Source organism: Janthinobacterium sp. FT14W (assembly GCF_009208755.1).
Taxonomy (GTDB): Bacteria; Pseudomonadota; Gammaproteobacteria; order Burkholderiales; family Burkholderiaceae_D; genus Janthinobacterium; species Janthinobacterium violaceinigrum.
On the sequence record NZ_WFLL01000037.1, the window covers coordinates 44,225 to 57,903 of the forward strand.

The window sequence follows — 13,679 nt, forward strand, 5'->3', positions numbered from 1 at the left end:
TAAATATACATGCGAATGATTAAGAAAAGTAACATACTCCTCTGCAGCCTCGCGCTGGCCGCCCTGTTGAGCGGTTGCGGCACCACAGGCGTCCAGGCGCCCGTCGTGGAGCGCCATCCCACGAGCAGCAGCAGCGCCGCCGCCAGCGATCCCCGCGACCGCGACCCGGCTTTTTATACGGTCAAGCGGGGCGACACCCTGCTGCGCATCGCGTTGGAACACGGCCAGAATTACCGCGACCTGGTGGCCTGGAATGACTTGAGCAACCCGAACGACATCAAGGTCGACCAGGTATTGCGCGTGCTGCCGCCGAATGGCGACACGGGCGGCGCGCAGACGTCGGCCATCGTCATGCCGCCCGCCACGGAAGTCAAACCGGCGGCGCCCGTCGTGCCGAAGAAAACGGGCCCGCGCGGCGAGAAGCGCGCGTACTCCGACGCCACCCTGGCCGAGCTGCGCGCCGATGGCGGCACCGGCGACGCCAAGCCGGCGCCGGCGCCGGCAGCCGCCGTTGCCGCCGCTCCGGCCGCCGCAGCGGCAGCAGCGCCTGCGGCATCGGCGCCTGGCGACGACAAGATCAGCTGGATGTGGCCTTCCGAAGGCAAGGTCATCGGCACTTTTGACGAAGGCAAGAACAAGGGCGTCGACATCGCCGGCAAGGCGGGCCAGCAGGTGGTGGCCGCCGGCGCGGGAAAAGTCATGTATGCCGGGAGCGGAATCCGTGGTTATGGTAATCTTGTCATCGTGAAGCACAGTAATAGCCTGTTGTCGGCATATGCGCATAACCGCAGCATTCTGGTGAAGGAAGGGCAGAACGTCAACAAAGGCCAGGCCATCGCTGAAATGGGCGATTCCGATGCCGACCGCGTGAAGCTGCACTTTGAAATCCGCCAGCAGGGCAAGCCTGTCGATCCTTCGAAATTCCTGCCTAACCGTTAGGTAAAGCAATGACACACGCGCCGCACGATCAGCTGGACGATGACCCGGAACCGCCGGAAGACGGGGCGGACGAAGTCGTGACGGACGATGCCGGCGAACTCGACGGCATTGACGCCGTCGACGCAGGCGAGGGCGGCGAAGTGGCCAGCGTCAGCGTGCTGGTCGAAAGTGTCGATGAACTGAAGAAAGTGCTGGCGGCCGAGCTGTCGACCGATACCACGCAGCACTACCTGAACCAGATCGGCACGCGGCCCCTGCTGACGGCGGCGCAGGAGGTGCATTACGCCACCCTCGCCAAGCAGGGCAATTTCGAAGCGCGGCAAACCATGATCGAACACAACCTGCGCCTGGTGGTGTCGATCGCCAAGCATTACATCAACCGCGGCGTGGTCTTGCTCGACATGATAGAGGAAGGCAACATCGGCCTGATGCGGGCCATCGACAAGTTCGAACCCGAACGCGGTTTCCGCTTTTCCACGTACGCCACCTGGTGGATACGCCAGAGCATCGAGCGGGCCATCATGAACCAGGCGCGCACGGTGCGCCTGCCCGTGCACATGGTGCGCGAACTGAATCAGATACTGCGCGGCAAATATCACCTGGAAGCCCAGCACCACGACGGCAAGGATGCCACCGCGGAAGATATCGCCCACCTGGTGGGCCGTCCCGTGGAAGAGGTGCAGGATATCCTGGCCCTGTCCGAGCATGCCACCTCGCTCGACGCGCCGCTCGACAACGATCCGCAGTCGTCCCTGATGGACATGTTGCCCGGCGCCAGCGAAGACAGCCCCGACGCGCGCGCGGAACACCATGAGATGACGGTGCTGGTGCGCGACTGGCTGACCAAGCTGCCCGACAAGCAGCGCGTGGTCATCATGCGCCGCTTCGGCCTCGACAACGACGACCCCGCCACCCTGGAAACCCTGGCCGAGGAAATGGGCGTGACGCGGGAAAGAGTGCGCCAGATCCAGCAGGAAGCCTTGATCAAGCTCAAACGGGCTATGGCCGCACGCGGTGTCGTGCGCGACTCCCTGCTGTAGCAAGTCTGATAAAACGCGCATGGCGGCGTTGCATGGCCTCGCCGTACTGGCGTACTGTCTTCGGCCACGCGCCTTGCCCTGCGCATTTTCTCAGGCTTGCTGCCCGGTGCGGGCTTGAGCGGCTTTTGCCGGTCGCGATCTGCTATCATATGCCCCGCTCGCGGCGCCTGACCTTTCCCCCATTGTTAGCAAGTTCCAGCGCGGCCCTGCGTCCTGGCCCACTCTTACCTATTGATCGCTATGCAAGAAAATATCATCGAAATCAAATCGCTCGACATGGACGCCCGTGGCGTTGGCCATATTGAGAACGAAGACGGCTCGCCGGGCAAGGTCGTGTTTGTCGAGGGCGCGCTGCCGGGCGAGCGCGTCAGCTTTGTGACGTTCAAGAAAAAGAAGAACTGGGAAATGGCCCGCATGACGGCGCTGCACCGCGAATCGTCGATGCGCGTGACGCCCAAGTGCAAGCATTTCGACAATTGCGGCGGCTGCTCGATGCAGCACCTGGAGCCGTCGGCGCAGGTGGCGATCAAGCAGCGCGTGCTGGAGGATAACCTGTGGCATATCGGCAAGGTGCGTCCGCAAAGCATCATGCGCCCCATGTATGGCCCGACCTGGGGCTACCGCTACCGCGCGCGCCTGTCCGTGCGCCACGTCAAGAAGAAGGACGCCGTGCTGGTGGGCTTCCATGAAAAGAAATCGGCGTTCGTGGCCGACATGGATAGCTGCGAAATCTTGCCGCCGCACATCTCCGCCATGCTGCTGCCGCTGCGCGGCTTGATTGCTTCGCTGTCCATCTTCGACCAGATGCCGCAGATCGAACTGGCCGTGGGCGAAGACGTCACGGCCATGGTCTTGCGCATCATGGCGCCTTTGACGGCGGACGATGAAACGAAATTGAAGGCCTTTGCCGACGAATACGGCGTGCAATGGTGGCTGCAGGTGAAAGGCCCGGAAACGGCCGTGCCGTTCTATCCGCTGGACAAGCAATTGCACTACCTGCTGCCGGAGTTCGGCGTCAAGATGCCGTTCAAGCCCGTCGATTTCACGCAGGTGAACCACCACATCAACCGCGTGCTGGTGTCGAAAGCCCTGCGCCTGCTGGAAGTGCAGCCCAGCGACCGCGTGGCAGACCTGTTCTGCGGCCTGGGCAATTTCACCTTGCCGCTGGCCACGCAAGGCAGCGAAGTGGTGGGCATCGAAGGCAGCACCACCCTGACGGAGCGGGCGCTGGAAAACGCGCTGGCCAATGGCCTGGCGGAAAAAACCTCGTTCTCCACGCGCAACCTGTTCGAAGTGACGACGGACGACCTGATCGCGCTGGGCAAGTTCGACCGCATCCTGATCGACCCGCCCCGCGATGGCGCCATGGCCCTGTGCCAGGCATTGGTCGGCCTGTCGCAAGTGCGTCCCGACATGCTGCCGAAGCGCATCGTCTACGTGTCGTGCAGCCCGTCCACCCTGGCGCGCGACGCCGGCATCCTGGCGCTGGAAGCGGGCTATGTGCTGAGCAAGGCGGGCGTGGTGAACATGTTCCCGCATACTTCCCACGTCGAGTCGATGGCGGTATTTGACCTGGTCTGAAGGCACACCTGAGAAAACGTCCATAGCTGCATTGCCTTGCCTAGCCGTACTAGCGTACTGTCTTCGGCAAGGCGCCTTGCTCTGAACGTTTTTCAGGCGCGCTGAGGCTATCTATACTTTGGTGCAGATTCTGCCTTTCCGCCTGATTTCACCCTAATACCACTTACGCTGTTTTATAAAATTGGTCTGTTTTTTCTCGATCAATCCCTCCCGTTCGTCCTCCCTCTGCCGTTTTTTTCATTGTCCAGTAGGACAACACGCCGTCCGCATAAGCCGCTGTGTTTTTCGCGCGAAGTGGTATTGCACGGTTTGATGCCACTTCAAAACCACTTGACCGCCTATTTTTTCAGCAGCATGCTGTTCTTGCAACTGCAGAAAAACAAGATCACAGGGTAGCTCTTATCGAAGCAGAGTGGTATTTCCGCAACCTGAACAGGAGACAACGTGGAAAATTTAATACTCAGAAAGACGATCAGAAACATGATGGTATGCCTGGCCAGCGGTGGCGTGCTGGCCGCTTGCGGTGGCGGCGGCGACGCCGGCGCACCGGGCGGCGCGCAATTGCTGGCGGCCAGTGCGGCGGTGGCCTGCGTGCCATGGCAGGAGGGCGGCACGTATGACGCGGGCACGGTGGTCACTTACCTGGGCGCCAACTATACGGCCCTGGTGACGCAGACCGATCACGTGGGCTCGGGCTGGAATCCCGTCGCCACGCCTAGCCTGTGGAGCGCGGGCGGCACCTGCGATGGCGGCACCACGCCGACACCGACTCCGACCCCGACGCCCACTCCAACGCCGACACCGGCGCCTACGCCGAATCCAACGCCCACTCCGACGCCAACGCCCACCGGCGGCACCTGCGCGCTGGCATGGGTGGCCAGCACGGCCTACAGCGCGGGCGCCACCGTCAGCTATGCGGGCACGAATTACCGCGCCAATTACTGGACGCAGGGCGACAACCCGTCGACCAGCAGCGGCGCCGCCGGCACGGGCAAGCCATGGACCAGCCAGGAAATCTGCAGCATCACGCCGACTCCTACGCCGACTCCGACGCCGACGCCAACCCCGACGCCAACCCCGACGCCAACGCCAACGCCAACGCCGACGCCAACGCCGACGCCGACGCCGACGCCAACGCCAACGCCGACCCCAACGGGCCGCGAAGTGGGTTCCTATTTCGCCCAATGGGGCGTGTATGGCCGCGACTATGAAGTGGCGAACGTGCATTCCAGCGGCGTGGCCGACAAGCTGACCTTCATCAACTACGCTTTCGGCAACATCTATCCGAAGAATGGCGGCTACGAGTGCGGCATGATCACCAAGACGGAGCCGGGCGCGTCGAATCCGAATTCGCCGGACGCGGGCACGGGCGGCGATGCCGAGGCCGACTACATCCGCACGCCGAAGCGCACTGTCGATGGCCAGGCCATCCCGTGGGACGCTCCCTTGTCGGGCAACTTCCTGCAGCTGAAAAAGCTGAAGGCGGCGCACCCGAACCTCAAGCTGTTCATTTCGCTGGGCGGCTGGAGCTGGTCGAAGAACTTCTCCGTCGGTTCCGCCACCGATGCGCTGCGCAAGCAGATGGTGCGTTCGTGCATCGACATCTACATCAAGGGCAACCTGCCGGTGCAGGGCGGACGGGGCGGCGTGGGGGCGGCAGCCAACATCTTTGACGGCATCGACATCGACTGGGAATATCCGGTCGGCGGCGGCCAGCCGTATAACACGGTCAGCCCCAACGACAAGCGCAACTTCACCTTGCTGATGGCGGAATTCCGCAGCCAGCTCGATGCGCTCGGTGCAGCCAACGGCAAGCGCTATCTGCTGACGGCCGCTGTCGGTGCGGGCAAGGACAAGATCGACAACACGGAACCGGCCCTGTACTCGCAGTACATGGATTGGATCAACCTGATGACCTACGACTTCCACGGCGGATGGGAAAACAGCACCAACTTCAACGCCCAGCTGTTTGCCGACCCTGCCGACCCGTCGACGGGCATGGCGCGCGAATACGTGGGCGACAAGGCGGTGCAGTACATGATTGCCGCCGGCGTGCCGCGCGACAAGCTGCTGCTGGGCATACCGTTCTATGGCCGCGGCTGGACGGGCGTGCCGCCGGGGCCGAACGGCGATGGCCTGTACCAGACGGCCACGGGTACGGCGCCTGGCACCTACGAGTCGGGCATCGAGGACTATAGAGTCCTCGTGGCCAAGTCCGGCACGCGCTACTACCATCCCGTCACCAAGCAGCTGTACCTGTACACGGGGGCGGGCGGCCAGTGGTGGAGCTATGATGATCCGACCGTCATCGGCACCAAGGTGAAATACGTCAAGGACCAGGGCTTGCGCGGCGCGTTCTCGTGGGAGCTCGATGGCGACGCGAATGGCGTGCTGGCGACGGAGGTGTGGAAGGTGCGCTGATACTGCGCTAGAGTAGGACTGCGCTAGAGTAGGATGCAGCCGGGCGGCATTGCTGCCCGGCTGCCTTATCACATAAAAAACAGGAGACGGCGATGGCGGCGGTATCGACATTGGGAGTCAAGCAGCAGACGCAGGAGCAGGAGCTGAGCCGCGAATGGCGCAGCTGGATCGCGGAAAACCTCATGCTGGGCAGCCACCCATCGGCGCTGATGCCGGTGCTGCAGAAGGCCGGCATCGCCGAGCCGCTGGCGCGCCGCGAGGTGGAGCTGGCGCTGCACAGCCCCTACCTGGCCGGTGCCGTGCGCCTGTCGAACCGGCTGGCCAAGCGCGACTGGGTGATCGACATCCAGCGCAAGCTGAACCACCTGCGCCCCCCCGAGATTCCGCGCCGCGACAAGCTGTCCGCGCAGGCGTTCCTGGACGAATACTACTCCACCAACCAGCCCGTGATCATCACGGGCATGATGGAAGACTGGCCCGCCATGGCGACATGGAGCCCCGCGTATTTCCGCGAGCATTACGCGCAGCGCGAAGTGGAAGTGCAGTTCGGCCGCGAGGCGGACGCGCAGTACGAGATGAACAGTGTGGCGCACAAGCGCAAGATGGCGTTTGGCGAGTACGCCAGCCTGGTCGAGGGCAGCGGCGCCACCAACGATTTCTACATGACGGCGAATAACAATTCGCAGAACCGGCAAGCCTTGCGCGAGCTGTGGGACGATATCGGCCAGCTGCCCGAATACCTGCGGCAGGATGGCGGTCCGACGGGATTTCTATGGTTCGGCCCGGCCGGCACGGTGACGCCGTTCCACCACGACCTGACGAACAACTTCATGGCCCAGGTCAAGGGGCGCAAGCGGCTGCGCATCATGGCCGCCTGCGAGGTGGCGCGCGTGTACAACCAGCGCCACTGCTTTACGCCCGTCGACGGGCGCGACATCGACTTGCAGCGCTATCCGCTGATGGCCGACGTGCAGGTGCGCGAATGCGTGCTGGCGCCCGGTGAAATCCTGTTCTTGCCCGTCGGCTGCTGGCATTTCGTCGAGGCGCTCGACATCTCCATGACGGTGGCGTTTACCAATTTCAAATGGGATAACGATTTTTACAGCAAGTATCCGCCAAATCACGACTTTTGATCGCTTCCACGAATGCGGCGATCATGCCGGAAACAGCCGCCGAACAGGCGGCTTTTTTCATGCTACGGCGCGCTTCCTGTTGCGCATATTTCCATAAAATAATTGACTCAAATCATTTCGAAGCAATTATTTTGATATGAACGGCCATGATGTTTCATTATCCAGATGGCGATGGCGGGCGGATAATTTTATGGCTGGTGCGCCGCCGGGCACCTGAATGAGTTGCCGGCGCGCACCAGCACCGACAACCATCTGGAGGCGGCAGGGCATGAACACGCAGCACACGACACAAGCACGAATGCAGTTGCAACAGACACCAGCAGCCAGCGCTGGACTTCAGCACGCCACGCGGCTGACACGCGAAGCGGCCGAACTGCTGGCCAGGGCCGACATCCACCTGAATGGCCGCGCAGCCTGGGACATGCAACTGCGCAAGCCGGGCGTGCCCGAACGGGCTTTCGCCAGCGGCAACCTGGGCCTGGGCGAAGCGTACATGGATGGCGACTGGGATGCACAGCAGCTCGACGAATTCTTTTGCCATTTGCTGCGCGCCCGCGTGGCCGACGACGTGCGCCCCATGCGCCTGGCCTTCCACGCGCTGTATGCGCGCCTGTTCAACCTGCAGACGGAGCGCCGCGCCTGGATGGTGGGCAAGGAGCACTACGACCTGGGCAACGCCTTCTACGCGGCCATGCTCGATCCGCGCATGACCTATACCTGCGGCTACTGGAAGGATGCGGCCAGCCTGGCCGAGGCGCAGGAGGCCAAGCTGGACCTCGTCTGCCGCAAGCTGCGGCTGGAGCCTGGCATGCGCGTGCTCGACATCGGCTGCGGCTGGGGCAGTTTCATGCGCTATGCGGCGGAAAAATACCAGGTGCAGTGCGTGGGCGTGACGATCTCGAAAGAGCAGGCCGCGTATGCGCGCAGCCTGCCGGGCGGCGAGCATCTGGACTTCCGTCTGCAGGATTACCGCGACACGGACGAGAAATTCGACCGCATCGTCAGCATCGGCATGTTCGAGCACGTGGGGCATAAAAACCACCGCACCTTCATGGAGGTGGCGCACCGCTGCCTGGAAGACGACGGCCTGTTCCTGCTGCACACGATAGGCAAGAACAAGCGCCATTCCACGTGCGACCCGTGGATCGACAAATACATCTTCCCGAATGGCGACCTGCCGTCGATCGGGCAGATCGGCGACGCCATGGACGACCTGTTCGTGGCCGAGGACCTGCACAACTTCGGCGCCGACTACGACAAGACCCTGATGGCCTGGCACGCCAATTTCGAGCAGGCGTGGCCGCAGTTTTCCGCCCAGCTGGGCGAGCGCTTCCACCGCATGTGGTCGTACTACCTGCTGTCCTGCGCGGGCGCCTTCCGCGCGCGCGACCTGCAGCTGTGGCAATGGGTCTTGTCGAAGCAGGGCGTGCTGGGCGGTTACGAGCGGGTCAGTTAAGAGGCGCGGCAACTGATATGATGGCTTGATGGACATCAATCAAGCGCGTACCTTCCTGGAAGTGGCTTCCTGCGGCAGCTTCATCATGGCGGCCGAACGCATGCACGTGACGCAAACGGCCGTCAGCGCCCGCATCCGCACCCTGGAGCAGCAGCTGGGGCGGCAGCTGTTTGTGCGCAACAAGGCGGGCGCGCGGCTGACGTCGGCCGGCGAGCGTTTCATGCGCCACGCCGCCACCATGGTGCAGGTGTGGGAAAGGGCGCGCCACCAGGTGGCCCTGCCGCCGGGGCGCGACGATGCCGTCAGCATCGGCTGCGAGCTGAGCTTGTGGCAGCCGCTGCTGGGCGACTGGCTGATACGCATGAGCCGTGAATGCCCCGAGATCGCCCTGCGCGCGGAAGTCGATAGTCCCGCGCGCCTGCTCGACGCCGTGCACGACGGCTCGCTCGACCTGGCCGTGCTGTACAACCCGCCGCAGCGCCCGGGCCTGGCCAGCGAACTGCTGGCCGAGGAAAAGCTGGTGATGGTGACCACGCGCGCTGACGGGCAGATGCATGCCGATGCCTACGTGTATGTGGACTGGGGGCCCAGTTTCGCGGCCAATCACCAGGCGACGTACCCGGAGCTGAGCAGCCCGCCCGTCTCGATTTCGCTGGGGCCGCTGGCCCTCGTGTACCTGCTGGAAGCGGGTGGCGCCAGTTATTTCCGTATCGGCTCGGCCCAGCCCTATCTCGATGCGGGCCTCCTGCACCGCGTGCGCGACGCGCCCGAGTTCTCGCATTCCGCCTATGCCGTGTACGCGGCCCAGCGCGACAACCCGACCCTGGACCGCGCCCGCGCCTGCCTGCTGGAGGTGGCCGAGAAATCCGGGTAGACCCGACAGACGTAAAAAAGCCGACCCGCAGGTCGGCTTTTTGATTCTTAATCGCAGTACATAAAACGTTCAGGGCACTGCAACGCCGCCCTGGGCGTTTTTGCGCTGGCGATTAGTCGCGGCTGCCGCCGGCGAAACCTAAAAGCGACAACAGGCTGGTGAAGATGTTGTACACGTCCAGGTAGATGCGCAGGGTGGCTGAGATGTAGTTGGTCTCGCCGCCGTTGATGATTTGCTGCACGTCATACAGGATGTAGGCCGAGAAGATGGCGATGGCGACCATGGAGATCACGATCGACAGTGCCGACAGGCCCAGGAAGATGTTCGCCACCGATGCCAGGATCAGCACGATCACGCCGGCGAACAGCCATTTGCCCATGGCCGAGAAGTCGCGCTTCGAGACCGTGGCGATGGTGGCCATCACGGCCAGGATGGTGGCCGTGCCGCCGAACGCCGTCATGATCAGCATGCCGCCGTTCGAGTAGCCGAGCGTGCGCGTCAGGATAGGCGTGAGCATCAGGCCCATGAAGAAGGTAAAGCCCAGCAGGACGGCGACGCCCAGGCCCGAGTTCTTGGTTTTTTCAATCGCGTACATGAAGCCGAATGCGACGGCCATGAAGATGATGAAACCCATGCCGCCGGTCAGCATCGGCAAATGCATTTGCACGCCGATGAAGGCGCCCAGCACGGTCGGTATCATGGACAGTGCCAGCAGCCAGTAGGTGTTGCGCAAGACCTGGTGGCGGACTTGCTGCATGCCTCCCGACAGGTCAAAGGTGCGTTGCATGTTCTGATTCATAGTGCCTCCGTGTTGTCAATTCAAATTACTGCTTTGCCCAAGGATAGCATGGACCCCGGTTTTTACAAAAAAACCAGCTTAAGATTTAATTAAACTCAGGCAAGGGCGGAAGATGCTCACCTGCCTGTCTGGGTGATATGGGGTGGAGTATGGTAAAATCAAAGGTTGATTGAGTTATCAATTTACCGTTTTAAACCTTTCTTTTTATTGGAGTTTTCACACATGGCAATCGAACGCACCCTGTCGATCATCAAACCAGACGCAGTTGCAAAAAACGTAATCGGCCAAATCTACACCCGTTTTGAAAACGCTGGCCTGAAAATCGTTGCAGCACGCATGACCCAACTGTCGCGCGAACAAGCTGAAGGCTTCTACGCAGCGCACAAAGAACGCGGCTTCTTCAAGGATCTGGTCGACTTCATGGTTTCCGGTCCAGTCATGATCCAAGCCCTGGAAGGCGAAAACGCCGTTCTGGCCCACCGTGACCTGATGGGCGCGACCGATCCGAAGAAAGCAGAAAAAGGCACGATCCGCGCCGATTTCGCCGATTCGATCGACGCCAATGCCGTACACGGCTCCGACGCTGTCGAAGCTGCTAAAGTGGAAATCGCTTACTTCTTCCCAGAACTGAAGGCTTAATTGCCTTAGATAACGTTATTTCCTGGCGTTATCTGTGAAATAACTTATCACCCCCTGTTCCCGCTGCGCTGTGGTGCTTTGCCCCTGATGCGCGCGGGGACGGATTTTTAGAATAGACATGATCATGAATACGACGACCCTCACCAACTTGCTGGACCTCGATCCCGCGCAACTCATCGCCTACTGCGCCGAGTTGGGAGAGAAACCGTTTCGTGCGAAACAATTGCAACGTTGGATACACCAGTTCGGCGCTTCCGATTTCGACGCCATGACGGACCTGGCCAAGTCGCTGCGCGACAAGCTGGCCACGCGCGCCGAAGTGCGCGCCCCGGCCATCATCAGCGACCATACGTCGACGGATGGCACGCGCAAGTGGCTGGTCGACGTGGGCAATGGCAATGCCGTGGAAACCGTGTTCATTCCGGAAGACAACCGCGGCACCTTGTGCATCTCGACCCAGGCCGGCTGCGCCGTGAATTGCCGTTTCTGCTCGACGGGCAAGCAAGGCTTCAACCGCAACCTCAGCGTCGGCGAAATCATCGGCCAGCTGTGGATGGCGGAATTCGAATTGCGCCGCACCAAGGGCATCGAGCCTGGCCCGAAAGGCGAGCGCCAGATCACCAACGTGGTGATGATGGGCATGGGCGAGCCCCTGCTGAACTTTGAGCCGACCGTCACGGCCCTGAAATTGATGCTCGACGACAACGCTTACGGCCTGTCGCGCCGCCGCGTGACCTTGTCGACCTCGGGCGTGGTGCCGATGATGGACAAGCTGTCGCAGGAAGTGCCGGTGGCCCTGGCCGTTTCGCTGCACGCCTCGAACGATGCCTTGCGCGATGGCTTGATTCCACTGAACAAGAAATACCCGCTGAAGGAATTGATGGCGGCCTGCAAGCGCTACCTGGAATTCGCCCCGCGCGATTTCATCACCTTCGAATACTGCATGCTCGACGGCGTCAACGACAGCGACGAGCACGCGCGCGAACTGCTGGCGCTGGTACAGGACCGCGAGTTCGGCGTGAACTGCAAGTTCAACCTGATCCCGTTCAATCCCTTCCCCGAGTCGGGCCTGTTCCGCTCGAAAAACCCGCGCATCAAGGCGTTTGCCCAGGTGCTCATGGATGGCGGCATCATCACCACCGTGCGCAAGACGCGCGGCGACGATATCGATGCGGCCTGCGGCCAGCTGGCGGGCGAAGTCAAGGATCGCACGCGGGTGCAGGAGCGCATGGAAAAGATGACTGAGTATCAACAGAAATTTGGCGCCAATTTCGGCAAGATCGTGGAAATCCGCTCCTGATGAGGGAAGGCATGGCTTACCAACGCTCGCTCGCTGTGGCCGCTGTCTGCCTGGCTGTGCTGCTGGTCGGCTGTGCTTCCGCTCCTGCCGCGAGCCGCGCCGCGGCCGCTGGCCAGGAGAGGCAGGCCAGCGCCGATGAGCGCGCCGCGCTGCGCCTGCAGCTGGCCAGCGCGTATTATGCGCAAGGCCAGCTCGACGTGGCCCTGGCGGAAGCGGAACAAGCCGTGCAGCTGGCGCCGAACGATGCGCAAGCCTACGGCGTGCGTGCCCTGATCCTTGCGGCCCAGCGGCAAACTGGGCCTGCCGAGAAAGATTTCCTTTACGCTTTGCGCCTTGCGCCCCACAATCCTGAGTTGAGCAATAATTACGGCCTGTTTTTGTGCCAGACGGGACGCGCCGCGCAAGCGCTGGCGTATTTCGATGCGGCGCTGGCCGATGCGGCGTATGTGTCGCCGGAAAAAGCGCTCAACAATGGGGGCGCTTGCAGCCTGGCCCTGAATGATTACCCGCGTGCCGGCGCGTATTTGATGCGCGCGGTACGGATCGCACCGGATGTGGCAGCAACGAATGCCGGCCTGGTGCGCGTGTATTACCAACAGCAAGACTACCGGCAGGCGGCTTATTATTTGCAGCGGCTGGGCAGGATAGCAACAATGGAGAGCCAGACGGCCGATGTGCTGTGGCTCGGGATCAAGGTGCAGCATAAGCTCGGGGATGCGGGTGCGGAAGCTGGCCTGGGGGCGCATTTGCGCAACCACCATTCCGGCTCCCCCGAATATGCTGCTTATCAAAATGGGGCGTTTGATGAGTGAGACAGGGATACCAATGAATTCAGAGTGGGCAGAAACGCCTCAGCAGCAGCCCCAGGGCAATCTTGCGTTGGCAGGCGCACAGTTGAAGGCGCAGCGCGAAGCGCTGGGCTGGCCCGTGGAACAGGTGGCGGACCAGCTCAAGCTGGCGCCGCGCCAGGTGATCGCGCTGGAAGAGGGCGACATGGCGGCCTTGCCGAACGTGGCCGTGGTGCGCGGTTTCGTGCGCGCCTATGCCAAGGTGGTGCGTCTCGACGCGGCGCCGCTGGTGGCCATGATCGAAGTCCACCCGGCGCCGGCGCAAGACCCGGCCGCGCCCGTGCGGCGCGAGATTTCCGCCACGTTTTCCGAATCGCGCTTCCCGTCGATGACGCAGCGCTCGTCGAACCAGACTCCCCTCTGGATCGCCGGCGCCGTGGCCGTCGTCGTGGCCGCCGCCTTCGGCGCGTATAAACTCGGCTATGTGCCGGCCAGCCTGCTGTCTTCGCACACGGAGAAAGAAACCGCGCATGCGGACGTGGGCCCCGTGGAAACGACCCTGATCAAGCCGGGCCAGGACTTGACGCCCGTGCAGACGCCGTCCGTGCCCCTGATTTCCGTGCCGCCGCCGCCAGGCAACGACACGCAGACGGGCGCACCGGCCGCCAACGCCGCTTCCGCGCCGGCCGTGGCCGCCGCGCCGCCAGCC

12 protein-coding genes are annotated in these 13,679 nt (G+C 62.5%); 11 read left to right on the forward strand and 1 reads right to left on the reverse strand.

All coding sequences use genetic code 11. The annotated features are described in order from the left end of the window. The first annotated feature begins 15 nt into the window (after nt 1-15). The 7 genes from GCN74_RS21460 to GCN74_RS21490 all read left to right on the forward strand — a co-directional run bounded on the left by GCN74_RS21460 (nt 16) and on the right by GCN74_RS21490 (nt 9,444). Complete coding sequence (locus tag GCN74_RS21460; protein ID WP_152258550.1) at nt 16-939, forward strand: peptidoglycan DD-metalloendopeptidase family protein; 924 nt, start codon at nt 16-18, stop codon at nt 937-939. 8 nt (nt 940-947) lie between these two features. After that, entirely contained in the window at nt 948-1,979 is a 1,032-nt protein-coding gene (gene rpoS / locus GCN74_RS21465) for an RNA polymerase sigma factor RpoS (protein ID WP_099374978.1), read from the forward strand. Nucleotides 1,980-2,219: 240 nt separating this feature from the next. Next, the gene (rlmD, locus tag GCN74_RS21470; protein ID WP_152258551.1) at nt 2,220-3,560 is read left to right on the forward strand and encodes a 23S rRNA (uracil(1939)-C(5))-methyltransferase RlmD; all 1,341 of its coding nucleotides are present in this window, start codon (nt 2,220-2,222) and stop codon (nt 3,558-3,560) included. A gap of 480 nt (nt 3,561-4,040) precedes the next feature. Then, nucleotides 4,041-5,981, forward strand: a complete 1,941-nt coding sequence (locus GCN74_RS21475; protein ID WP_264372905.1) for a glycosyl hydrolase family 18 protein — start codon at nt 4,041-4,043, stop codon at nt 5,979-5,981. A gap of 92 nt (nt 5,982-6,073) precedes the next feature. Then, entirely contained in the window at nt 6,074-7,114 is a 1,041-nt protein-coding gene (locus tag GCN74_RS21480; RefSeq protein ID WP_193317194.1) for a cupin-like domain-containing protein, read from the forward strand. A gap of 298 nt (nt 7,115-7,412) precedes the next feature. Beyond that, a complete protein-coding gene (gene cfa / locus GCN74_RS21485) occupies nt 7,413-8,570 on the forward strand; it encodes a cyclopropane fatty acyl phospholipid synthase (protein WP_152258558.1) in 1,158 nt (385 codons plus the stop codon). A gap of 28 nt (nt 8,571-8,598) precedes the next feature. Beyond that, nucleotides 8,599-9,444 carry a LysR family transcriptional regulator gene (locus tag GCN74_RS21490; protein WP_152258552.1) on the forward strand — a complete coding sequence of 282 codons (846 nt, stop codon included), beginning with the start codon at nt 8,599-8,601 and terminating at the stop codon, nt 9,442-9,444. A gap of 112 nt (nt 9,445-9,556) precedes the next feature. Here the strand turns inward: GCN74_RS21490 and GCN74_RS21495 are convergent, their stop codons facing one another. Continuing rightward, entirely contained in the window at nt 9,557-10,243 is a 687-nt protein-coding gene (locus GCN74_RS21495) for a Bax inhibitor-1/YccA family protein (RefSeq protein WP_034752039.1), read from the reverse strand. Between the two features lie 222 nt (nt 10,244-10,465). Here GCN74_RS21495 and ndk point away from each other — a divergent pair, with 222 nt between their 5' ends. The 4 genes from ndk to GCN74_RS21515 form a co-directional block, all read left to right on the forward strand. Beyond that, a complete protein-coding gene (ndk, locus tag GCN74_RS21500) occupies nt 10,466-10,882 on the forward strand; it encodes a nucleoside-diphosphate kinase (protein ID WP_070223377.1) in 417 nt (138 codons plus the stop codon). Nucleotides 10,883-11,006: 124 nt separating this feature from the next. Continuing rightward, a complete protein-coding gene (rlmN, locus tag GCN74_RS21505; protein WP_092710317.1) occupies nt 11,007-12,182 on the forward strand; it encodes a 23S rRNA (adenine(2503)-C(2))-methyltransferase RlmN in 1,176 nt (391 codons plus the stop codon). An 11-nt stretch (nt 12,183-12,193) separates the two neighbouring features. Then, on the forward strand, nt 12,194-12,994 hold the full coding sequence (gene pilW, locus GCN74_RS21510) for a type IV pilus biogenesis/stability protein PilW (protein WP_226939154.1): 801 nt from the start codon (nt 12,194-12,196) through the stop codon (nt 12,992-12,994). A gap of 67 nt (nt 12,995-13,061) precedes the next feature. Beyond that, nucleotides 13,062-13,679, forward strand: a 618-nt coding sequence (locus GCN74_RS21515; protein ID WP_226939155.1) for a helix-turn-helix domain-containing protein, incomplete at its 3' end; no start/stop codon positions are given.

Coding starts and splice junctions, on each gene's coding strand:
- GCN74_RS21460 (WP_152258550.1), top strand. CDS start 16: ATGATTAAGAAAAGTAACATACTCCTCTGCAGCCTCGCGCTGGCCGCC.
- rpoS (WP_099374978.1), top strand. CDS start 948: ATGACACACGCGCCGCACGATCAGCTGGACGATGACCCGGAACCGCCG.
- rlmD (WP_152258551.1), top strand. CDS start 2,220: ATGCAAGAAAATATCATCGAAATCAAATCGCTCGACATGGACGCCCGT.
- GCN74_RS21475 (WP_264372905.1), top strand. CDS start 4,041: ATGATGGTATGCCTGGCCAGCGGTGGCGTGCTGGCCGCTTGCGGTGGC.
- GCN74_RS21480 (WP_193317194.1), top strand. CDS start 6,074: ATGGCGGCGGTATCGACATTGGGAGTCAAGCAGCAGACGCAGGAGCAG.
- cfa (WP_152258558.1), top strand. CDS start 7,413: ATGCAGTTGCAACAGACACCAGCAGCCAGCGCTGGACTTCAGCACGCC.
- GCN74_RS21490 (WP_152258552.1), top strand. CDS start 8,599: ATGGACATCAATCAAGCGCGTACCTTCCTGGAAGTGGCTTCCTGCGGC.
- GCN74_RS21495 (WP_034752039.1), bottom strand. CDS start 10,243: ATGAATCAGAACATGCAACGCACCTTTGACCTGTCGGGAGGCATGCAG.
- ndk (WP_070223377.1), top strand. CDS start 10,466: ATGGCAATCGAACGCACCCTGTCGATCATCAAACCAGACGCAGTTGCA.
- rlmN (WP_092710317.1), top strand. CDS start 11,007: ATGAATACGACGACCCTCACCAACTTGCTGGACCTCGATCCCGCGCAA.
- pilW (WP_226939154.1), top strand. CDS start 12,194: ATGGCTTACCAACGCTCGCTCGCTGTGGCCGCTGTCTGCCTGGCTGTG.